This window comes from Sinorhizobium sp. KGO-5, from assembly GCF_036245905.1.
Taxonomy (GTDB): domain Bacteria; phylum Pseudomonadota; class Alphaproteobacteria; order Rhizobiales; family Rhizobiaceae; genus Sinorhizobium; species Sinorhizobium meliloti_A.
This window is the reverse complement of record NZ_BDIZ01000003.1, coordinates 863,116-883,819: the sequence shown is the minus strand read 5'-3', so window position 1 is coordinate 883,819 and position 20,704 is coordinate 863,116. Positions and strand designations below refer to the sequence as shown.

Annotated in this window: 18 protein-coding genes; 7 read left to right on the top strand and 11 right to left on the bottom strand. The window is 63.8% G+C overall.

Annotated features, from left to right (window positions below):
• Position 1: 1 nt before the first annotated feature.
• Complete coding sequence (locus BHD07_RS18120; RefSeq protein ID WP_102761512.1) at positions 2 to 565, bottom strand: TRAP transporter small permease; 564 nt, start codon at positions 563 to 565, stop codon at positions 2 to 4.
• A 297-nt stretch (positions 566 to 862) separates the two neighbouring features.
• On the opposite strand from BHD07_RS18120, the gene BHD07_RS18115 reads away from it, so the two are divergent.
• Complete coding sequence (locus BHD07_RS18115) at positions 863 to 1,525, top strand: TetR/AcrR family transcriptional regulator (RefSeq protein ID WP_338282320.1); 663 nt, start codon at positions 863 to 865, stop codon at positions 1,523 to 1,525.
• A gap of 234 nt (positions 1,526 to 1,759) precedes the next feature.
• Positions 1,760 to 2,995 (top strand): zinc metallochaperone AztD, encoded by a 1,236-nt coding sequence (aztD, locus tag BHD07_RS18110; RefSeq protein ID WP_338282203.1) that lies wholly within the window; start codon positions 1,760 to 1,762, stop codon positions 2,993 to 2,995.
• Between the two features lie 23 nt (positions 2,996 to 3,018).
• Here aztD and BHD07_RS18105 read toward each other — a convergent pair whose 3' ends face one another.
• The 4 genes from BHD07_RS18105 to BHD07_RS18090 form a co-directional block, all read right to left on the bottom strand.
• A complete protein-coding gene (locus tag BHD07_RS18105; RefSeq protein WP_338282201.1) occupies positions 3,019 to 3,876 on the bottom strand; it encodes a sigma-70 family RNA polymerase sigma factor in 858 nt (285 codons plus the stop codon).
• Positions 3,876 to 4,349, bottom strand: a complete 474-nt coding sequence (locus tag BHD07_RS18100) for a carboxymuconolactone decarboxylase family protein (RefSeq protein WP_338282198.1) — start codon at positions 4,347 to 4,349, stop codon at positions 3,876 to 3,878. The genes BHD07_RS18105 and BHD07_RS18100 overlap by 1 nt, the downstream gene beginning before the upstream one ends.
• A 93-nt stretch (positions 4,350 to 4,442) precedes the next feature.
• A complete protein-coding gene (locus BHD07_RS18095; protein WP_338282196.1) occupies positions 4,443 to 4,916 on the bottom strand; it encodes a type II toxin-antitoxin system VapC family toxin in 474 nt (157 codons plus the stop codon).
• Positions 4,913 to 5,161, bottom strand: a complete 249-nt coding sequence (locus tag BHD07_RS18090) for a type II toxin-antitoxin system Phd/YefM family antitoxin (RefSeq protein ID WP_324764430.1) — start codon at positions 5,159 to 5,161, stop codon at positions 4,913 to 4,915. The genes BHD07_RS18095 and BHD07_RS18090 overlap by 4 nt, the downstream gene beginning before the upstream one ends.
• A gap of 295 nt (positions 5,162 to 5,456) precedes the next feature.
• Between BHD07_RS18090 and BHD07_RS18085 the strand changes: the two genes are divergently transcribed.
• On the top strand, positions 5,457 to 6,431 hold the full coding sequence (locus BHD07_RS18085) for a C45 family peptidase (protein ID WP_338282193.1): 975 nt from the start codon (positions 5,457 to 5,459) through the stop codon (positions 6,429 to 6,431).
• A 46-nt stretch (positions 6,432 to 6,477) separates the two neighbouring features.
• On the opposite strand, the gene BHD07_RS18080 is transcribed toward BHD07_RS18085, so the two are convergent.
• The 4 genes from BHD07_RS18080 to BHD07_RS18065 all read right to left on the bottom strand — a co-directional run bounded on the left by BHD07_RS18080 (position 6,478) and on the right by BHD07_RS18065 (position 10,702).
• A complete protein-coding gene (locus BHD07_RS18080) occupies positions 6,478 to 7,983 on the bottom strand; it encodes a tripartite tricarboxylate transporter permease (protein ID WP_275599555.1) in 1,506 nt (501 codons plus the stop codon).
• A 12-nt stretch (positions 7,984 to 7,995) separates the two neighbouring features.
• Positions 7,996 to 8,457 (bottom strand): tripartite tricarboxylate transporter TctB family protein, encoded by a 462-nt coding sequence (locus tag BHD07_RS18075; protein WP_338282189.1) that lies wholly within the window; start codon positions 8,455 to 8,457, stop codon positions 7,996 to 7,998.
• Positions 8,458 to 8,662: 205 nt separating this feature from the next.
• Positions 8,663 to 9,640, bottom strand: coding sequence for a tripartite tricarboxylate transporter substrate binding protein BugD (locus tag BHD07_RS18070; protein ID WP_338282187.1), 978 nt, complete (start codon positions 9,638 to 9,640; stop codon positions 8,663 to 8,665).
• A 231-nt stretch (positions 9,641 to 9,871) separates the two neighbouring features.
• Positions 9,872 to 10,702, bottom strand: a complete 831-nt coding sequence (locus BHD07_RS18065; RefSeq protein ID WP_338282186.1) for a pseudouridine synthase — start codon at positions 10,700 to 10,702, stop codon at positions 9,872 to 9,874.
• Between the two features lie 150 nt (positions 10,703 to 10,852).
• On the opposite strand from BHD07_RS18065, the gene BHD07_RS18060 reads away from it, so the two are divergent.
• Positions 10,853 to 14,470 (top strand): hydantoinase B/oxoprolinase family protein, encoded by a 3,618-nt coding sequence (locus tag BHD07_RS18060; protein WP_338282184.1) that lies wholly within the window; start codon positions 10,853 to 10,855, stop codon positions 14,468 to 14,470.
• A 138-nt stretch (positions 14,471 to 14,608) separates the two neighbouring features.
• On the opposite strand, the gene BHD07_RS18055 is transcribed toward BHD07_RS18060, so the two are convergent.
• Positions 14,609 to 15,175 (bottom strand): dienelactone hydrolase family protein, encoded by a 567-nt coding sequence (locus BHD07_RS18055; protein WP_100671032.1) that lies wholly within the window; start codon positions 15,173 to 15,175, stop codon positions 14,609 to 14,611.
• Between the two features lie 536 nt (positions 15,176 to 15,711).
• Positions 15,712 to 16,182, bottom strand: coding sequence for an Lrp/AsnC family transcriptional regulator (locus BHD07_RS18050; protein WP_010974948.1), 471 nt, complete (start codon positions 16,180 to 16,182; stop codon positions 15,712 to 15,714).
• 116 nt (positions 16,183 to 16,298) lie between these two features.
• Here BHD07_RS18050 and BHD07_RS18045 point away from each other — a divergent pair, with 116 nt between their 5' ends.
• From BHD07_RS18045 to BHD07_RS18035, 3 genes are all read left to right on the top strand, one after another.
• Positions 16,299 to 18,377 (top strand): alpha-ketoacid dehydrogenase subunit alpha/beta, encoded by a 2,079-nt coding sequence (locus BHD07_RS18045; RefSeq protein WP_338282170.1) that lies wholly within the window; start codon positions 16,299 to 16,301, stop codon positions 18,375 to 18,377.
• 2 nt (positions 18,378 to 18,379) lie between these two features.
• The gene (locus BHD07_RS18040) at positions 18,380 to 19,543 is read left to right on the top strand and encodes a dihydrolipoamide acetyltransferase family protein (RefSeq protein ID WP_338282168.1); all 1,164 of its coding nucleotides are present in this window, start codon (positions 18,380 to 18,382) and stop codon (positions 19,541 to 19,543) included.
• A gap of 130 nt (positions 19,544 to 19,673) precedes the next feature.
• A complete protein-coding gene (locus BHD07_RS18035) occupies positions 19,674 to 20,696 on the top strand; it encodes an ABC transporter substrate-binding protein (protein WP_338282166.1) in 1,023 nt (340 codons plus the stop codon).
• Positions 20,697 to 20,704 lie beyond the last annotated feature (8 nt).

Genomic DNA, 20,704 nt, shown 5'->3' with positions numbered 1-20,704 from the left:
CTCAATGCTTCGCCGAAAGCGGACCGATTGCGGGGGAAGAAATGTCGTCGAGTGCTGCTTTATCCTCGCTGTCGCGTACGAGATCGGTCGTGGTCACGTCGATGCGGCCGGTCGCGATCGCGAAGGCATCGGCGAGCAGGATCAGGAAGGCCGGAATGCCGAAGGCGAGGCCCGCTCCGTAGAAGAAGGCCATGGAGATGCCGGTCGCCGGCGCGCCGACATGGAGGTTGATCAGCGTCTGGGTCCAGCTGCCGCTGATCACCAGCCAGATTGCGAAGAGCATCAGCGCGTGGCCGCAGAGCACGGCCGCCTTCGCTGCGCGCGGCGGCAGGCGCTTGATGAGCGAGTCGACGCCGAGATGGCCATGCTCGCGCATGGCGACCACGGCGCCGAGAAAGGTGAGCCAGACGAAGAACATCCGCGACAGCTCCTCCGACACCGTTATTCCCTGGTTGAAGGCATAGCGCAGCACGACATTGCCGAAGACGAGGACGACCATGCCGGCAAGCAGCAGCGCGATCGTCACCTTTAACGCGAAGAAATAGAAATCGATGATGCGGCTCATCCGCTCCTCCCAAGCGACAGGCGAGCGACAGCGCAAGGTGCAGACCTGTCGCAGGCTTCTCCTCCCAACCAGGCGGTCGCCCGGAGCCTTCCACCACGCTCCTTCGTGGTGTTCGGCATGTCTCGTTGCAAAATGTACTAACTAGTTCGGAAAATCAATCCCGCGAGGTTGAAAGGGCTCGGCAAGGTGATATGTCTTGATCCATCGTTCGGGAGGTCCGTGGTTCGACCGCCGCCTCGCTTCGGCAATTGGATCGGTAAACGGCTTGAGGGAGAGCGGGGGAGCAGCGCGGTGAAAATGACGGAGCGGCAGGCAAACGGCAGGAAGAACGATCCGCAGCGGACGCAGGACGACATCCTCGAAGTCGCGACGGAGGAATTCTCCACCCATGGCCTCGCAGGCGCGCGCGTCGATCAGATCGCCGAGCGCACCCGCACGTCGAAGCGGATGATCTATTATTACTTCGGCAGCAAGGAAGCGCTCTATCTCGCCGTCCTCGAGCGGTCCTATCGCAAGATCCGCACGCTGGAGGCCGACCTGGAGCTTGCGAACCTGCCCCCGGAAGAGGCACTTCGCACGCTGATCGCGACGACCTTCGACCATGACGAGGCCAATCCGGACTTCGTCCGTCTGGTCAGCATCGAAAACATCCATCGCGCCGCCCACATGCTGCGCTCCGATGCGATCCGCGACCTCAACGTCTCGGTGATCCAGATGATCGACGCCATCATCGAGCGCGGCCTTGGCGACGGGACCTTCCGCCGCAAGGCCGACCCGATCGACGTGCACATGCTGATCAGCGCCTTCTGCTTCTTCCGCGTGTCGAACCGCTATACCTTCGGCACGATCTTCCGTCGGGACCTGTCGGAGCCCGAGACGATCGCGCGGCATCGCACGATGATCGCCGATGCCGTGGTGAGCTATCTGAAGGGCGACGAGCCCGGCGCGGCGCGTCGCTAGATCCTCTCCGATTTCATTTCTGCGACCAGCAGGGGAGCGAGGGCGAAAAGCATTCGCTTGTAGCGTTCTCGGGATTGACAGGCATGGCTTCGGTAATGTTATTACGTCGCTATCGAGTAATGTAATAACATAGCGACTTCGGGAAGATCCGCTGCGCGAGGACTTTTCGATAGCCCGGCCGTGCCGACGGATTGCGCGGACGAAAACTGTTTCAACACAAAGAAAGGACCCCCCATGATATTGTCTCTCACCCGGGCCCGCCTGATGGCAGCAGTGGCGACCGCTTTCGTCCTGGCCGCACCCGGCGCACGCGCGGATGATCATGAGACGAAGGAGGCGTGGCGCCTGTTCGTCGCCGATCACACGCAGCCGGTGGTACGCGCCATCGACTTTTCGGACGGCAAGGAACTGGGCCGCTACGACACCAAGGGATATGCAGCCCTGACGGTCAGCGCATCCGGTCAGACGGTCTTCGCCACGCAGTCGGAAGAGGACATCGTACACGTTATCAAGACCGGCATCGGGTTCTCGGATCATGGGGAGCATCGCGACCTGGAAGTCTCCGATGTGGCGCTTCTTCCGGTGGCGCTCGAGGGCAAGCGCCCCGCCCATGTGGTGCCGCATGACGATCACGCGATCATTTTCTACGATCGCGGCGGCAAGGCCGACATCGTCGATGAAGCCGCACTTCTCGAAGGCAAGGCGCAGGTCAGGACGATCGATACGACCAGGCCGCACCATGGTGTCGCCGTGAGCATGGGGCGCCATGTCCTCGTCTCGGTGCCGGACACGGAAATCGAGCCGAAGCCGGACGAACTGCCGCCGCGCGTCGGCGTGCGTGTGATCGACGAGAAGGGCGGGCAGATCGGCGAGATCAGCAAATGCACCGACCTGCATGGCGAGGCCACATCAGCCCGTCTCGTCGCCTTCGGCTGCAAGGAAGGGGTGCTCGTCGCCCGCCCCGGCGGTATCGACGGGCCGAAGCTCACTATGCTTCCCTACCCCTCGGATTTCCCGAAGGGTCACACCGGCACCCTGCTCGGAGGCAAGGCGATGCAGTTCTTCCTCGGCAATTACGGCGACGATAAAGTCGTGCTCATCGATCCGGACAGCAGCGAACCGTATCGGCTGATCACGCTGCCGACCCGGCGTGTCGACTTCCTCCTGGATCCTGCAATGCCGGCCAATGTCTACATCCTGACGGAAGACGGCGACCTTCATGTGCTGGACGTGATCAAGGGGGAAATCCTCCGCAAGGGCAGGGTCACCGAGCCATACAGCAAGGACGGCCATTGGCGTGATCCGCGCCCGCGCCTGGCGGCAGCCGACGGCCAGATCGTGATCACCGACCCGCGACACGCGCTCCTCCGGGTGATCGATGCAGAGACTCTTAAGGAGACCCGCACGATCCCCATCGAAGGTCAGCCCTTTGCGATCGTCGCCGTCGGCGGTTCCGGCGCCTCGCACTGATTTCGAGCGCTTTCACGTCGGGCTCAGTGCAGGTGCCTCAGCTTGTCGGGGTTCCTTACGACATAGATCGCAGCGACTTTGCCGCCCTCGATATCGAGGGCGGTGGTCTGGATTTCGCCGTCGGCTTCCATCGTGATGAAGCCGGGCAGCCCGTTGACGAAACCGATGCGCAGCAGTTTCGAGCCGTTCGCCCGAAAAAGCGCAGCCAGCTTCTCATGGACCTTCATAACGGCATCAAAGCCGACGATCGGCATGATCGCTGCCGAGCGCTTGCCGCCGCCGTCCGCATGGATGCTGACATCGGCCGCGAGCATCGCGCCGAACGCGTTCATGTCCCCGCTGCGCGAGGCCTTGAAGAAGGCCTCCGCAAGCTGGAGGCCGCGCTCCTTCTCGACGTGAAAGCGAGGCCTTGCCTCCCGGACATGCGAGCGTGCGCGGGCGGCAAGCTGCCGGCAGGCGGCGGCGTCGCGCTGGATGGTCGCCGCGACCTCCTCGAAACCTAGCCCGAACACGTCGTGCAACAGGAACGCTGCCCGCTCGAGAGGGGACAACCGCTCCAGCGCCAGCATCAGCGGCAATGTGACGTCTTCCTCTTCCTCCTCCTCCACGACGGGATCGGGAAGCCAAGGCCCCACATAGGTCTCGCGCTGGCGCCGAGCCGATTTCAGCTGATCGAGGCAGAGCCGGGTGACGGTGCGGCGCAGGAAGGCCTCCGGTTCGCGCACCGCGGCGCGGTCGGCCCCCATCCAGCGGATGAAGGTCTCCTGCACCATATCCTCGGCGTCGGCAACCGAGCCGAGCATGCGATAGGCGACGCGCATCAGCTTTGGACGCAGCGGGTCGAAACTCGCTGCCGCATCCGCTTGCGTAGCCTGTGTCATCAGGCGACCGCCTTCTCGGCGATTGTCTTTGCGGCTGCCGGTTCGACCCACAGGCCGAAGCCCACGGCGAGGCGGTTCCACCCGTTGATGACATTGATCATGAGTGTGAGCTTCACCTGCTCCTCCTGCGTGAACTCGGCCTTCAGCGCCTCATAGGCGCTGGCGTGATTGTGGCCCTCCGACAGCCGCGTCAAAGCTTCCGTCCAGGCGAGCGCAGCGCGCTCGCGGTCGGTATAGCACGGCGCCTCGCGCCATGCCGAGAGCAGGTAGATCCGCTGCTCGCTCTCGCCCTTGGCACGCGCCTCCGTCGTATGCATGTTGATGCAGTTTGCGCAACCGTTGATCTGCGAAGCGCGGATCTTGACGAGCTCGATAAGGCTCGACTCAAGGCTCGAAGCGACCGTGGTCGAGATGCTGAACCAGCTCTTCATCAGCGAAGGGGCGGCGGCAAAGGGATCAAGTCTGGCAGTCATGGTCGGTCTCCTTTTGTTGGTTCCGACACCATGACGAGACAGAGTCCGCCAGTGTGACATCGATGCGAATTTTTTTGTGCGTGGACCGAACTTTTACTGTTCCAGCGAACCGCCGGAGTTCCTCGTATCGTCCGCCCCGGGAGCCATCACGCCGATCCTGAAAGGTTCGAAGTGCTTCAGATTCCTAGTGACCAGGACCAGGTCATGGACTTTCGCGGTGCCGGCGATCAGCGCATCGGCCATGCCGGGACTGTGACCGGCCGCCACTGCGATTGCTTCCAGTTGGCCCGATATTGTGGAAACGGTCGTGTCTATCGACAGGATCCTGTCGTCGTAGGTCGACACAAGGCCGGAAAGCCAGAGCCGAAGACTTGCGCCTCTCGCCGTGGCTCCCTTCCGCTCGAGGAGGCCGACGCCCTTTTCGATTTCGTGAACTGTCACCACGGAGAGGAATATAGTGCCTTCCGCATCGGCCGCCTCCAGCCAGCGGATAAAACCCTTCGGCACTGCCGGCTTGGACGGCGAGAACATCGAAATGACGGTCGTGTCGAGGAGATAACCGCTCACAGATCGACATCCCGGGATGGTGAACTGTTGCGTTCGAACTCACCGCCGGGGAACTTCTGCAGATGCGAGGTCAGGCTGGGCCGGATCCTGTTTAGGGCCTTGCGTGCAATCTCCGCTGCCGCAAGCGGAACGAGCGCTGCGACGGGCTTTCCGTGGCGGGTGATCGTTACGAACTCGCCGGCGATCGCCTCGTCTACATAGGCCGACAGGCGGGCCTTCGCATCTTTAAGGCTCACGGTCGACATGATTTCATCCCAGGCATGTAGTCACAGGTGACTACATGAATGCGCCTGCGGGCGGAGGAATTCAAGGCTCGATCTCGGGCTCGGCCCCGCGGCAGCAAGACGACGACGAGGGCGGCAACCGCGATCCTGATGGCCGAGAGGACAACCCAGGTGCGATCGCGGCCGCCGAGCCGTGTGCGATAGGCGACGCGCGAAGAACCGTCGCCGGTGCTTCGCTGGATGTCTCCGCGGGTGGAAAGCGGGCATCAAGGCTGCGTTGCAAAGCCGCTCACTCCGTCCTTATACTCCTCGGGCTATGGAGAAGACCTTCGTCGCGGCGCAAGAGGAACGGCCTGGGGAAGCTTGGCTTTCGCGGTTTGCCGCCGGTCGAGCCGAGGCGGAGAGCTGGTATTTCGGGCAGGCCCGACGAGCATCGGGTCCGAGCGCCAAAGAATGTCGCGAGGCCTTACGGCAGTACATGCCGGAACTCGTTCCTCACTATGAGCACGCCTGCGCTCTCGTTGGAGATGATGAGGTTGCTCATCGGATGCTCAGTCACTTTCGACCCGCGCCGGATGCTTACGGCTGCAGTCAATCTGTCTGGCTCGGGGAAGGGGGCCCGGCACTGATCCGCAATTTCGACTATCCGCCGAGTGTCGCCTCCGATCGTTTCGAAATGACCCAGTGGTCCGGGTTGAAGGTGATCGCGAAGGCGCAACGCCCTTGGGGAGGCTGCGTGGACGGGATGAATGAGGAAGGACTGGCCGCAAGCGTTACCCTTGGGGGCGGACGTTCTCAGGGCAGAGGGTTCTCGATCATCCTCGTGATCCGCTACGTGCTGGAGACCTGTCAGCGGGTCGAGCAGGCTGTCAAAGCTCTATGCCGAATACCTGTGGCGCTCGCGCAGAACGTCACCGTACTGGATAGTGCCGGCAATCATGCCACTCTGTTCCTCGGACCGGGCCAGCGTCCGATCATTACGCGCCTGAAGGCATGCGCAAATCATCAGCGGGCGGCACGACCGTCATCGTCCTCGGTGGCTCGACAGCAATTTATTCTGCAAGCACTAGAGGATCCTTACATGTCGCTGGAGAAGCTGACGGATGGCTTCCTTCGGCCGCCGCTTTATTCCGTGAGCGGCCCCCATCCCACCCTCTACACAGCCGTCTATCGACCTGCAAAAGGCAGAGTAGATTATATCTGGCCGGGGAAACGCTGGTCTCAGCGTTTCGAAGGTTTCCAGACAGGCGAATACACGCACACCTTCACCGATCGATTTCCCGGTCAGTAAGCGGGCGCATGGGGCCATGCGCCCGGTGCAGCCAGACCGATCCGGTTCAATCCTCCTCGACGAAGACCTGCTCGCGCTTTTTCTTGATGCTCGGCAGGAAGACGACGACCAGCACGGCGAGGGCGATGAGGAGCAGGGTCGCACTGATCGGCCGGGTGACGAAGGTCGTCGGGTCGCCGCGCGAGAGGATCATGGCGCGCCTGAGGTTTTCCTCGAGCAGGGGGCCGAGCACGAAGCCGAGGAGCAGCGGCGCCGGTTCGCAGCGCAGCTTCAGGAGCAGGTAGCCGACAAGGCCGAAGAAGGCGACGGCGTAGAGGTCGTAGACGTTGGAGTTGACGCTGTAGACCCCGATCGAGCAGAAGGCCATGATGATCGGGAAGAGCACGAAATAGGGGATCTTCAGGAGCTTCACCCAGAGACCGATCAAGGGCAGGTTCAGGACCACCAGCATCAGGTTGCCGATCCACATCGAGGCGATGATGCCCCAGAAAAGCGCCGGCTGCTCCACCGCCACGTTCGGGCCGGGTACGATGCCCTGGATGATCATCGCACCGATCATAAGCGCCATCACCGGATTTGCCGGAATGCCGAGGGTGAGTAATGGAATGAACGAGGTTTGCGCGCCGGCATTGTTGGCGCTTTCAGGTCCGGCGACACCCGCGACCGCGCCGCGGCCGAATTCCTCCGGCCGGTCGGAGAGGCGCTTCTCCACCGTGTAGGAGGCGAAGGCGGCGAGGATCGCGCCCCCACCGGGCAATACGCCGAGCGCCGAGCCGATGGCCGTGCCGCGCAGGACCGGAGCGACCATCTGCCTGAAGTCCTCGCGCGTCGGCATCAGATCGGTGACCTTCGCCATCAGCACTTCGCGCGTCTTCTCGCTTTCGAGATTGCGGAGGATTTCGGCGATACCGAAGACGCCGACCGCCAGCGCCACGAAATTGAGGCCGTCCGAATATTCCCGAATGCCGAGGGTGAAGCGCGGCGTGCCGGTATAGATATCGGTGCCCACGAGGCCGAGAAGCAGGCCGAGCGCCACCATGGCAAGCGCCTTGATGACCGATCCGTGCGCAAGCGCGACCGAGGAGACGAGGCCGACGATCATCAGCGAGAAATATTCCGCCGCGCCGAACTCGAGCGCGATCTCCGTCAAAGGCGGCGCGAAGAGCGCGACCAGGAATGTCGAGACCGTGCCGGCGAAGAACGAGCCGAGCGCCGCGATCGCGAGCGCCGTGCCGGCGCGGCCCTTGCGCGCCATCTGATACCCGTCGATGGCGGTGACGGCAGACGAGGATTCGCCGGGCATGTTGATCAGGATCGCGGTGGTCGATCCGCCATATTGAGCGCCGTAATAGATGCCGGCGAGCATGATCAGCGAAGAGACCGGCTCAAGCTGGAAGGTGATCGGCAGCAGCATGGCGATGGTCGCCGTGGCGCCGATGCCGGGCAGCACGCCGATCAGGGTTCCCAGGAGTACGCCGATCAGACAGAAGAGCAGGTTCGCCGGCGAGGCGGCTGTGGCGAAGCCGAGGGCAAGATTGCTGAAGAGTTCCATCGTCGCCGACTCCTAGAACCGGGTCCACGGGCCGAACCGCTCGAATGGCAGGTTGAGACCGTAGCTGAAGACGCCGACCGAAAAGATGGTCAAGGCAAGCGAGAGGGCGATCGCCCAGAGCGGCTTCATCCGGCTGGAAGCAAAACAGGCGATCAGCGCCGTGAAGAAGAGGGAGGGGACGAAGCCGAGGCCGCGCACCGTCAGCCCGAAGAAGATCGGCGCCGGCAGGATGAAGACGATGCCGCGGATGGCGATCGGCCCTATCGGCTCGCCGTGAACGCGCGCCGATTGCACCAGGATGATCAGGCCGAGCAGGATCAGCACGGCGGAGAGAACCAGCGGGAAATAGCCGGGGCCCATGCGGAAGGCGGTGCCGAGCTCGAGCCCGAGCGACTGCCAGGCGAAGAACAGCCCCACGGCCGTCAGAATGCCGCCGCACAGCGCATTGGTCGTGTCGAAAGAGATGAATTTCATCGTTTCCCCATTATTTCCGTGAGTGCCGACCCCTTTTCCGGGGAGCGTGCCGCGCCGGTTTTTGGCGAATATCTTCGCATGTTCTGCTGGCTGATGCATGTCGCCCGAAAGTGGGAAGCCGAGGCATCGCCTGTTGACAGCTGTCAACGCCGGTGCGGGCGCATCCTCGATAGGCGCCCGCACGGATTGAAGGCCTGACGCGCGATCAGTCGGCGTACTGGCCGGCGGCCTCGATCACCGGCTTCCAGCGGGTGATCTCGCTTTCGAGCTTGGCCTTGAGCGCCGCCGGGGTTGCGTCGGCTTCGCTCGACGGCTCGGTGCCGAGCTCGCCGAAGCGGGCAACCACGTTCTCGTCCTTGAGTGCCTTCTGCAGCGACTTGGAGAGGCGGTCGGTGACTTCGGCCGGCGTGCCCTTCGGCGCATAGATGCCGTGCCAGATGCCGACCTGGAAGCCGGCAAGGCCCGCTTCCTCGGCGGTCGGCAGATCGGGGAAGATCTTGAGGCGCTGCGGCGAGGTCACCGCATAGGCCTTGATCGTGCCGCCCTGGATCTGCTTCGTCGTGTTCGTCGTCTGGTCGCACATGATGTCGACCTGGCCGCCGAGCAGGTCGGTCATCGCCGGGCCGGTCCCTTTGTAGGGCACGGTCGTCAGCGGCGTTTCGATCGCGCTCATGAACATCATGCCGCAAAGATGCGACGCCGCGCCGATGCCGGCATTGGCGACCGTCACCGTGTCCTTGTTCGCCTTGACGTGTTCGATCAGGCCCTTGAGATCGGTCGGCTCGAAATCCTTGCGGGCAACGATGGTCATCGGAACTTCGGTGACGAGGCCGACATATTCGAAGGCATTCAGCGTGTCATAGGCGAGCTTGCGATAGAGCGTCGCGCTGGTGGCCATGCCGATGTGATGCAGAAGCAGCGTGTAGCCGTCCGGATCGGCCTGAGCGACGCGGCCGGCACCGAGCGTCCCGCCGGCGCCGCCGACATTCTCGACGATGATCTGCTGGCCGAGATCCTTCGACATGGACTCGGCGACGAGGCGGGCCACCGTATCGGTCGGGCCGCCGGCCGAGAACGGCACCACCATGGTGATCGTGCGCTCCGGATAGGTTTGGGCGTTCGCCGAAGCGGCAAAAAGGGAAACGGCGGCGGCTGCGCCCAGAAGCGCGTTAAGGATTTTCATCTTTTCCTCCCGGATGAAATTATCGACCAGCCGGCATGGTTCCTCCCGCCGGTTCTGGGTTCACCCATTAGCAGGCCGGATTTTAGCACAGACAACCGCTGCCCGACGCCGTTTCATGCATTTACCGCGGATAGGCGCGTCAAATGGGTGGATTTGGAAACAAAAGCGCCTGTCGATGGGTGGATTTCGGGACATCGGGCTTGCCGCGCCGGCAGCCGGGGAAAGCCCTCGTCAGAGCCCGGTGCGGTGTCTGAGATAAACGATCTCCGCCTCCGTCAGCGGCCGGCTTGCTCCCTTCGGCAGGTCGCCGAGGCTTATGTCGCCGATCGAGACGCGCAGGAGACGCAGGCACTCGAAGCCGAGCGCGTCGAGCATGCGGCGGATCTGACGGTTGCGTCCTTCGTCAAGCTCCACCTCGATCCAACTGTTCCTGTCTCCGCTTTTCAGGAGTTCGACCCGCACGGCGCGCAGCAGTTCGCCACCCTCCGTAACGCCTTCAAGCATCCGTGCGGCCATGGCCTCGCCGAAAATGCCGCGCACCTGAACATGGTATATCTTGCCGAGATGGGTCTCCGGATCGAGCAGACGCTGCGCCAGCACCGTGTCGTTGGTGAAGAGCAGAAGCCCCTCGCTGGCCTTGTCGAGCCGGCCGACCGGCGAGAGGGACGGAACGTCGACATTGTCGAGGCAGCTGAAGACAGTCGGCCGGCCCTCGGGATCGTCGCGGGTGGTCACGAGGCCGCGCGGCTTGTTCAGCATGAGATAGACTCTGGCTTGCGCGGCGATGACGGTTCCGTCGACGGCGATCCTGTCCGTTTCGATGTCGACCCAATGGGAGAGATCCGTGATCTTCCGGCCGGCGACGCTGACACGCCCCTCGGCGATCAGCTTTTCGGCCTGCGTCCTCGAGCAGTAGCCGAGCTTGGAGAGCGCCCGGGCGAGCGTCACCCGCTTGCCGGGCAGTTCGCCGGCTTTCGCGCCTCCGACCCGCCTTTTCGCCGTAGGGTGGCGCTGTTTCACCGTTTCCGCCTCCGCGCTGTTGGATCGTGCCTCCTCTGACATAAATGGCGGTGCGAGGCCAGAGATCCGGCAGAGGTATCGGCTTCCTTTTCGGTAGTGGCGCGCCTCTTCTTCCCTTGCCTGCCGCTCGTCGCCGGCCCATAAAAAGCGCCGACCATGGAAGCGGCGGGCAGAATTGTGGAGGAACTGGAGATGAGCGTGACGGGAGCTTGGGATTTCTGGGTGGATCGCGGCGGTACCTTCACCGACGTTGTCGGCCGCGATCCGGCGGGCGCCTTGCACGCGCTGAAGGTCCTCTCGGAAAATCCCGGCGCCTATCGCGATGCGGCGGTCCACGGCATCCGGCAGCATCTCGGCCTCGGCCCCCGCGATCCGGTTCCGGCGGGCGTGGTCGGCGAGGTCAGGATGGGCACGACGGTTGCCACCAATGCTTTGCTGGAGCGCAAGGGCGAGCGGCTGGCGCTCGTCACGACGCGCGGCTTCCGCGATGCGCTCAGGATCGGCTATCAGGAACGCAAGAAGATCTTCGCCACCGAGATCATCAAGCCCGAGGCACTCTATTCGGAGATCGTCGAGCTCGACGAGCGGGTGCTCGCCGACGGCACGATCGAGCGGCCGCTCGACGAGGCGGCAGCGCGCCGGGCGCTCGAAGGCTTGAAAGCCAATGGCTACGGGGCAGTCGCCATTGTCCTGATGCACGCCTACAGATATCCCGCCCACGAGGCGATCGTCGCCCGCATCGCGCGATCGATGGGATTCGAGCAGGTATCCGTCAGCCACGAGGTCTCGCCGCTCGTCAAATATGTCGGCCGTGGCGATACGACCGTGATCGACGCCTATCTCTCGCCCGTGCTCGGACGCTACGTGGCGCAGGTTTCGGAAGAGCTGGACGTCGCCCGGTCCGGCGCCCGGCTCATGTTCATGATGTCGTCCGGCGGGCTTACGGCGGCGGAGATGTTCCAGGGCAAGGATGCGATCCTCTCGGGACCTGCGGGCGGTGTCGTCGGTCTGGCACGGACGGGCGAGGCGGCCGGATTCGGCCGCGTGATCGGCTTCGACATGGGCGGAACCTCGACCGACGTCGCCCATTTCGACGGCGAGTACGAGCGCGCCTTCGAGACCGAGGTTGCCGGCGTGCGGGTGCGAGCGCCGATGATGCTGATCCACACGGTTGCCGCCGGCGGCGGCTCGGTCCTCCATTTCGACGGCGAGCGCTTTCGTGTCGGTCCGGATTCGGCCGGCGCCAATCCCGGTCCCGCCTGTTACCGCAACGGCGGACCGCTCGCCGTCACCGATGCCAATGTCATGCTCGGCAAGCTATTGCCGGAACACTTTCCGGCAATCTTCGGGCCGGAACAGAATCTGCCGCTCGACGTGGAGACCGTGCGCGAGCGTTTCGTCGCGCTAGCGGCCGAGATCGGCGACGGGCGGAGCCCCGAGGACGTCGCCGACGGCTTCATCCGCATCGCGGTCGCCAATATGGTCGAGGCGATCAAGAAGATTTCCGTAAGCCGCGGCTATGACGTGACGCGCTATGCGCTCAACTGCTTCGGCGGCGCCGGCGGGCAACACGCCTGCTTGGTCGCCGACGCGCTCGGCATGAAGAGTATTCTCCTGCACCCGATGTCGGGGCTGCTCTCGGCCTATGGAATGGGCCTTGCCGACATTCGCGCGACGCGGCAGAAGGCGCTCGGGGCCGGTCTCGACGAGGCCGCGCCGAGGGCGCTTGCCGCACTTGCCCGGGCACTGCAATCGGAATGCCTGACGGAACTCGAGGCGCAGGGGATTTCCCGTGAGCGGATACGCACACATCTGCGCGCGCATATCCGCTATGCCGGAACCGACACGGTCCTGCCGGTGGAAGCGACGTTCCCGGATGCGGACGACCAGGCGCGGCTCCGCGCTGAATTCGAGCGTCTGCATAGGCGCCGCTTCGGATTCGTCGCCGAAAACAAGGCTCTGGTGATCGATGCGGTCGAGGTCGAAACGGTCGGCGGCGGGGCTGCGGAAATGGAAGCGGAAGGTCTTGCCGTGACGGCCGGAGATGTCGCCCCGAACCGGCGGACCCGCTTCTATTCGCAGGGTGCGTTTCACGACGCTCCGGTGGCGCTGCGTTCGCAGATCAGGCCCGGCCAGAAGCTCACCGGGCCCGCAATCATCATCGAAGCCAACCAGACGATCGTCGTCCAGGACGGCTGGCAGGCGGAACTGACGGCGAAAGACCATATCGTCCTGAGGCGGATCAAGGCGCTGCCCGAGCGCACCGCGATCGGCACGAAGGCCGATCCGGTCATGCTGGAGATCTTCAACAATCTCTTCATGTCGATTGCCGAGCAGATGGGCGTGACGCTGCAGAACACCGCCTATTCGGTCAATATCAAGGAGCGGCTCGATTTCTCCTGCGCGGTCTTCGACAACAGGGGAAATCTGGTCGCCAATGCGCCGCACATGCCGGTGCATCTGGGCTCCATGGACGCTTCGGTCGCGACCGCGATCCGTGAGAACCCGGTCATCCATCCGGGCGATGTGTTCCTGATCAATGCGCCCTACAACGGCGGCACGCATCTGCCGGACCTGACGGTCTGCACGCCGGTCTTCGACGAAGAGGGCCACGAGATACGCTTCTGGGTCGCAAGCCGCGGTCACCATGCGGATATCGGCGGTATCTCGCCGGGCTCGATGTCGCCGCTGGCCACCAATATCGAAGAGGAAGGTGTCTATATCGACAACTTCAAGCTCATCGACCGCGGCCGCTTCTGCGAGAAGGAACTGGAGAGCCTCTTGAACGGAGCGCGCTATCCGGTGCGCAACATCCTCCAGAACGTCAACGATCTCAAGGCACAGGTCGCGGCCAACGAGAAGGGCGTGGCGGAACTCACGAAGATGATCGCGCAGTTCGGAGAGGATGTGGTCGAGGCCTATATGGGTCACGTCCAGGACAATGCGGCCGAAAGCGTGCGCCGCGTGCTCGACCGATTGCCGGACGGCGAATTCTCCTACGAGATGGACCAGGGCTGCCGGATCGTCGTGAAGATCTCCATCGACCGCGAGAGCCGGGAAGCAACGGTCGACTTCACCGGAACGTCGCAACAGCGCTCGGATAACTTCAACGCGCCGGAGCCGGTGACGCGTGCCGCCGTGCTCTATGTTTTCCGGGTACTGGTCGAGGCCGACATCCCGATGAATGCCGGTTGCCTGAGGCCTATCCGCATCGTCATCCCGCAAGGCACCATGCTTTCGCCGCGCTACCCGGCGGCGGTGGTCGCCGGCAATGTAGAGGTCAGTCAGGCGGTCACCAATTGCCTCTTCGGCGCGGTCGACGCGCAAGCCGCCGCGCAGGGAACAATGAACAACCTGACTTTCGGAAACGCCGACTACCAGTATTACGAGACGATCTGCTCCGGCGCGCCGGCCGGCCCCGGCTATGACGGCGCCGATGCGGTTCACACGCACATGACCAATTCGCGCCTCACCGACCCGGAAATCCTGGAGACGCGCTTCCCGGTCGTGCTCGAAGACTTCCACATCCGCAAGGGCTCGGGCGGGCGCGGCAAGTGGTCGGCGGGCGACGGTACACAGAGGACGATCCGCGCGCGCGAGCGGCTGGATTTCGCGATCCTTTCCGGCCACCGCCGCGTCCGGCCCTTCGGGCTGAAGGGCGGCGAGGCGGGGGAAACCGGCCGCAACTTTGTCCGCCGCAATGACGGCCGCATCGAAGAGCTGCCGGGCTCGGCTCATACGGTGCTCGAGGCGGGCGAGGCTTTCACCGTCGTGACGCCGACGGGCGGCGGTTATGGGAAGGCTTCGTAACGTCAAAGCTTCACGGATCGCCCCTCTCTCCCGGTTATGACGGAAAGGGGATCCAAGAACGTGCGGCTTGCTCCTTTCTCCCCGCCTGCGGGGAGAAAGTGGCGGTAGCCGGATGAGGGGCAGACTTCGAGTGTCCGCTCAAAGTGCTGCAAGGCAACGTTCGATGCGGCTCCAGGTGAGCCGGGCCGCCTCGGAGTCGTAATCGGCAAGCGTGGCGTCGGTATAAAGATGCCCGGCACCGGGATATATGAAGACTTCCAGTGCCACCGGCGTCCGTTCGGCATCAGCACGCCAGACGGCGACCTCGTCTGCAGGCTCGAAGATATCCGGGTCGGCGAGATGGACCTGCACCGGCAGCCCGCGACGTGCATTTGCCGGAATTTCGGCGATGCTGTGCAGAAAGAGAATTCCGGCCGCCTCGGGCCGCTTCGGCCACAGGCTGGCGGCGACAGCAGCGCCCATGGAAAAACCGCCGAGAACGGCATCGGCAGGCAGATCCGCGACCGCCCGCTCGGCGCGCTCGCAAAGGGTGCCCCAGCCGATCTCTTCCTTCAGGGCAAAGCCCTCCTCCATCGAGGAAGCAACCCGGCCTTCGTAGAGGTCGGGCGTGAACACCTCGTGGCCTGCGACAGTGAGGCGCTCGGCGACGCCCCTCTCGAACGGGCGCAGTCCATAGACGGAATGGAAAAGGATCACAGTCGTCACGGCTCGGTTCCCTGGGCTGTTGGCGCAGGATGCACTTGATCACGCGGAGCCAGCGACGGCAACGGTGCATCCATGACCTGCAGGCCGTTTCGAAGAAGTGATGGCGGCGCCCCCGAGGGAGGAGAAAGGGCGCCGCCGCCTGTCGGTCGACTCTTCGGGGAGGGGGGAGGGAATGACGAGCCGACCCTCTTACGCTTCCAGTCGCTTCGGGCAAAAGCGACCGCGTCTAACGTCTCGGCCGGCGGATGGTTCCGAGAAAACGCGACATGTGAGGGGGCGTTCGGTGCCGTAGACGGGAAAATGGGCGGGAATGCTCGAGGCGAGGGTCGCAGAGCGATACAGTTGGGGCTGGGGCGTCTTCGCTCTGCGACCCTCGCGCGCCCGGGCGGCAGTTGGGGCTTTCCGTTATCCCGAGAACGCGCAACCACTGGCATAGGTTATGGGAACTCGGCACGCAACGGTCCTAGGACCTATGGCCGGAAGCGTCGGACTAAGGTCTTAGAGCATTTCCAGGAAAAGGGCGCAGCTTCAATGATCTAGACGGGAACGGCAGTGGAGTATTTGACGCTCTTCAGCGCGAAGTGAGACGACGAGTTCGCCACTGCCTCGTGGGTGAGGATGCCGCGCATCAGCAGGCGCTCGTAGTCGGCGACATCGGCAACGAGGACCCGTAGCAGGTAATCCCAATCACCCGACATGGAATAGCATTCGAGAACTTCCTCGTGGCTTTCCACGAAGCGTTCGAAATTTCGGCGCGCAACCGGATCATGGGACTTCATGCGCACCTGGCAGAAGACGTTCAATCCGCGTCCGACCAGGTCGGGATTGACGAGGCTCACGGTCTTGACCAGCACCCCCGCCGTCTCGAGCGCCTTGATGCGCCGCCAGCAGGACGCCGGCGAGGCACCGACCGCCTCCGCCAAGGCTGCATGGCTGATGTCGCCCCGGTCCTGGAGGATTCCTAGAATCTTTCGGTCGATCGCGTCGAGATTGAATGAATTCATCATAAACTCCTCAAAACCGAAACATTCTCATCAAAGCCTAGCTAAAAAACGACCAGATTGAAACCGTTTTGCGCGTCGAGCGGCGTAGTCTTGATCTCGGAGGACCGGAGGAGACCCTGATGGCTCAGGCCGCACTCGAAAAGGACCGGCGCAACGCACCGGACGAGAGCATCGACTGGAAAAAGGTCGTGCAACTTCTGCTCCTGTCGCGCGCCCTCGACGAGATGGAAGAGCAGCGGCTGGTCCCGGAGAAAAAGGTGCTCTACCAATTTTCGGCGCGCGGCCATGACATGGCGCAGATTCTCCTGGGGCTTCACCTCACGGGCAGGCATGACGCGGCATGCGGCTATTATCGCTCGCGCCCGCTGCTGCTCGCGCTCGGCGTCGATCCGGCGGACGCGCTCGGCTCGGCGATGGGACGCGCGGGCGGATATTCCGACGGCCGGGATATCGGTGTCGTCTTCAACTATCCCAACCCGCACGGCGCCTCGGCCCTGCCGATGTGCGGCGGCGTGGGCACCCAGTACACGCCGACGGCCGGCTGGGCGCAGGCGATCACCTATTTCAGCGAAGTTCTCGGAAAAGAGGAATATCGGAAGGATGTTGCCGTCGTGCTGGGCGGTGACGGTTCCGTTGCCTCCAACGGCTTCTGGTCCGCTCTGACGATCGCGACGACGCAGGGCCTGCCGCTGCTCTTCTATATCGAAGACAACGGCTTCGGCATCTCCGTTCCGTCGAGCTTCCAGACACCCGAGGGCAATATTGCCGGCAATCTCGCCGGCTGGAAAAACTTGACCGTTCTCGACGGCGACGGCTCGGATCCCGAAGAGGCAGCCCGGCTGACGAAGGGCGCCGTGGAACTGGTACGCGAAGGGCGGATGCCGGTGCTGCTCAGGCTCGAGGTGCCGCGCCTCGAAGGGCACAGCTTCCAGGATACCCAGACCTACAAGAGCGAGGAGCTCGTCAGGAGCGAATGGGCACACGATCCCCTGCCGCGGCTGAGGGACTACCTCGTCCCCGCCCTGTTGAGCGCAGAGGAATGGAACGAAGCTGCGAGAGACGCGAAGGCTGCCGCCGAACGGGCGCGCATGGAGGCCGAATCCCGGCCGGTCGCCGACCCCGAAACCGTCACCAGCAATGTCTTCTTCGAAGGCCAGATGCAGGTCATGGGCGGACAGCACTCTGCCGGCTACCGTCCGCCGGAAACGACGGAAACCGCGGCGGGCGACGGCCAGAGGATCAACATGGTGACGGCGATCCGCCGCACGCTCGATCACGAGATGTCGGTGAACGAGCGTGTCGTCCTCTTCGGCGAGGATATCGGCCCGAAGGGTGGCGTCCATGCCGTGACCCTCGGGCTGCAGGAGAAATACGGTACCGCCCGCGTCTTCGATACATCGCTCTCGGAGGAGGGCATCATCGGCCGGGCGGTGGGCATGGCGCTCGCGGGGCTCGTGCCGGTGCCGGAAATCCAGTTCCGCAAATATGCCGAGCCCGCGATCGAGCAGCTCAACGATTGCGGCACGATCCGCTGGCGGACCAGCAACCGCTTCGCCGCGCCGATCGTCGTGCGGATGGCGGGGGGATTCTTCAAATGCGGCGATCCGTGGCACAGCCAGACGAACGAGGTCGCCTTCGTCCACCAGCCCGGCTGGAAGATCGCCGTTCCCTCCAATGCCGAGGACGCCGTCGGGCTCCTGCGCACCGCCTTGCGCGGCAACGACCCGGTGATCTTCTTCGAGCACCGGGCCATGCTCGATCATCCCTGGGCGCGGCGGCCCTATCCCGGCGATGCCTTCGCCCTGCCTTTCGGCAAGGCGAAGTTCGCGCGTGAAGGTCGCGACATCACCATCGTCACCTGGGGCGCCATGGTGCCGCGTTGCGAAGAGGCGGCCGAGGGGATCTCCGCCGATGTGATCGATCTGAGAACCCTGATGCCCTGGGACAGGAAAGCGGTCATCGCTTCCGTGCGCCGCACCCGCCGGTGCCTCATCGTCCACGAGGACCTCGCAACGGCGGGTTTCGGCGCGGAGATTGCCGCAGCGGTCGCCGACGAAGCCTTCATCGATCTCGACGCGCCGATCTCGCGTCTCACCATGCCGGATATTCCCAGCCCTCATAATCCCGTCCTGCTCGATTGGGCGGTTCCATCGACGGAACGCATACGCCAGAAGATCACCGACCTTCTGGAGTTCTGAGAATGGGCGACCTCATCGACATCCAGGTTCCGCTGGAGCAGGAGGGTACCAAAGCGGTCGTCCGCAATTGGCTGAGGGAGATCGGCGAGACGGTTAAATCGGGCGATCCGCTGGTCGAGCTCGAGACCGACAAGGTGACCCAGGAGGTGTCGGCGCCCGCCGACGGGGTGCTCGCGGAAATCCTGATGCGAAATGGTGACGATGCCCCGCCCGGCGCCGTTCTCGGCCGGATCGGCAGCGAGGCTGCCGGGGCGGGACACGCGCCGCATTACTCGCCGGCCGTGCGGCATGCAGCGGAAGAATATGGCCTGGATCCGGCCACCGTCACCGGCACCGGCCGGGGTGGTCGCGTCACGCGCGCCGACATGGACAGGGCGTTCACGGCCCGGCAGGAAGGCACTGCTTCGGTCGCGGCCGAGGCTGGCGACAGGGGAGCGGCACCGAAGTCGCGCAGGATACCCCATAGCGCCATGCGCGCCGCGATCGCCGAACATATGCTCACCTCCGTCACGACGGCGCCGCATGTGACGGCGGTGTTCGAGGCCGATTTCTCGGCGGTGATGCGTCATCGGGACGAACATGGAAAGAGGCTTGCCGCTGGCGGCGCCAAGCTCTCCTATACGGCTTATGTGGTTTCGGCCTGCGTGGCGGCGATGCGCGCGGTCCCCGAGGTCAACAGCCGCTGGCACGAGGATGCGCTCGAAACATTCGACGACATCAATATCGGCGTGGGTATTTCCCTCGGGGACAAGGGCCTGGTCGTGCCGGTCCTCCATCGGGCGCAGGACCTGTCGCTTGCCGAGATTGCGGCCCGGCTACAGGAGCTGACGACGCGCGCGCGTTCGAACGCGCTCTCCCGCGCGGACGTGACGGGCGGCACCTTCACCATTTCCAATCATGGCGTCTCCGGATCGCTGCTCGCGGCGCCGATCATTATCAACCAGCCGCAATCAGCGATCCTGGGCGTGGGCAAGCTCGACAAGCGGGTGGTCGTGCGCGAGGTGGACGGCGCCGACACGATCCAGATACGCCCGATGGCCTATGTGTCGCTGACGATCGACCATCGTGCGCTGGACGGCCACCAGACCAATGCGTGGCTGACGCATTTCGTCCGCGTGATCGAGACCTGGCCGGCTGATCGGGGCCGATTACAGGCCGCAGATTAAAGATCTATGCGCGTCTGATAAGACGCGCGGCTGTAAATGACCCTCCCGGCCCCTGATAGTTGCCCAAAACGGCGATTGAAATCGATTACATTTTCTGGCTTCATGTGCCGGCAAGATTTGGGAGGATCTTATGAAGAACCTTATCGCATTTGCGCTGGGCACGGTCGCGTCCATCGTCCTTTCGGCATCCGCTCACGCCGAGACCTTTAAAATAGGTCTCTCCAACGGCTGGGTCGGAAGCGAGTGGCGTACCCAGATGATCGACGAGGCGAAGGCCGCCGCTGCGGAATGGAAGGAAAAAGGCGTCGACGTCGAGGTCTCCGTCCAGAGCGCCAATGTCGACGTGCCCGGGCAGATCGCGCATATCCGCAACTTCATCGCGGAAGGGGTGAACGCCATCATCGTCAACCCCAACAGCCCGACCGCCTTCGATCCGATCTTCGCCCAGGCGAAGGAAGCCGGCATCCTGGTGATCGCCACCGACGCGGAAGTCTCTTCGCCCGATGCCATCTATGTCGGCATCGACCAGACCGCCTGGGGTGCCGCGGGCGCCAAGTGGCTCGCAGAAACGCTCGGCGGCAAGGGCAAGGTGGTTGCGATCAACGGCGTCGCCGGCCATCCGGCGAACGAGATGCGCGTCGCCGGCTACAAGAGCGTCTTCAAGGATTATCCGGATATCCAGGTCGTCAACGAGGTCAATGCCAACTGGGACCAGGCGCAGGGCCAGCAGGCGATGCAGAACATTCTTGCCACCTATCCGGACATCAACGGCGTGCTGGTGCAGGACGGCATGGCGGCCGGTGCCTGGAAATCGATCATGGACGCCGGCAAGGCCGGCGAGATCGCGGCGACCGGCGAAATCCGCAAGGACTTCATCGACCTCTGGATCAAGGAAAAACTGAACTCGGGAGCGACCGTGAATCCGCCCGGCGTCATGGCGAGTGCCCTCAACGTCGCCGTGCTGATGCTGCAGGGCAAGGAACTGAAGGAGCCGGCAAAGGCCGGACAATACGGCAACGCGCTCTACCTGCCGATTCCCTTCATCGACTCCAAGAACGTGGCGGAAGCCGCAAAGCAGCTCGAGGGCAAGCCCGGCTATTATTCCTATACGAGCTCGCTTTCGATCGAGGAGGCGGAAGCGCTGTTCAAGTGAGCCTTCGG

Coding starts and splice junctions, on each gene's coding strand:
- BHD07_RS18090 (WP_324764430.1), bottom strand. CDS start 5,161: ATGTCGACCGTGAGCCTTAAAGATGCGAAGGCCCGCCTGTCGGCCTAT.
- BHD07_RS18085 (WP_338282193.1), top strand. CDS start 5,457: ATGGAGAAGACCTTCGTCGCGGCGCAAGAGGAACGGCCTGGGGAAGCT.
- BHD07_RS18080 (WP_275599555.1), bottom strand. CDS start 7,983: ATGGAACTCTTCAGCAATCTTGCCCTCGGCTTCGCCACAGCCGCCTCG.
- BHD07_RS18100 (WP_338282198.1), bottom strand. CDS start 4,349: ATGACTGCCAGACTTGATCCCTTTGCCGCCGCCCCTTCGCTGATGAAG.
- BHD07_RS18035 (WP_338282166.1), top strand. CDS start 19,674: ATGAAGAACCTTATCGCATTTGCGCTGGGCACGGTCGCGTCCATCGTC.
- BHD07_RS18115 (WP_338282320.1), top strand. CDS start 863: ATGACGGAGCGGCAGGCAAACGGCAGGAAGAACGATCCGCAGCGGACG.
- aztD (WP_338282203.1), top strand. CDS start 1,760: ATGATATTGTCTCTCACCCGGGCCCGCCTGATGGCAGCAGTGGCGACC.
- BHD07_RS18070 (WP_338282187.1), bottom strand. CDS start 9,640: ATGAAAATCCTTAACGCGCTTCTGGGCGCAGCCGCCGCCGTTTCCCTT.
- BHD07_RS18105 (WP_338282201.1), bottom strand. CDS start 3,876: ATGACACAGGCTACGCAAGCGGATGCGGCAGCGAGTTTCGACCCGCTG.
- BHD07_RS18075 (WP_338282189.1), bottom strand. CDS start 8,457: ATGAAATTCATCTCTTTCGACACGACCAATGCGCTGTGCGGCGGCATT.
- BHD07_RS18045 (WP_338282170.1), top strand. CDS start 16,299: ATGGCTCAGGCCGCACTCGAAAAGGACCGGCGCAACGCACCGGACGAG.
- BHD07_RS18050 (WP_010974948.1), bottom strand. CDS start 16,182: ATGATGAATTCATTCAATCTCGACGCGATCGACCGAAAGATTCTAGGA.
- BHD07_RS18060 (WP_338282184.1), top strand. CDS start 10,853: ATGAGCGTGACGGGAGCTTGGGATTTCTGGGTGGATCGCGGCGGTACC.
- BHD07_RS18065 (WP_338282186.1), bottom strand. CDS start 10,702: ATGTCAGAGGAGGCACGATCCAACAGCGCGGAGGCGGAAACGGTGAAA.
- BHD07_RS18040 (WP_338282168.1), top strand. CDS start 18,380: ATGGGCGACCTCATCGACATCCAGGTTCCGCTGGAGCAGGAGGGTACC.
- BHD07_RS18120 (WP_102761512.1), bottom strand. CDS start 565: ATGAGCCGCATCATCGATTTCTATTTCTTCGCGTTAAAGGTGACGATC.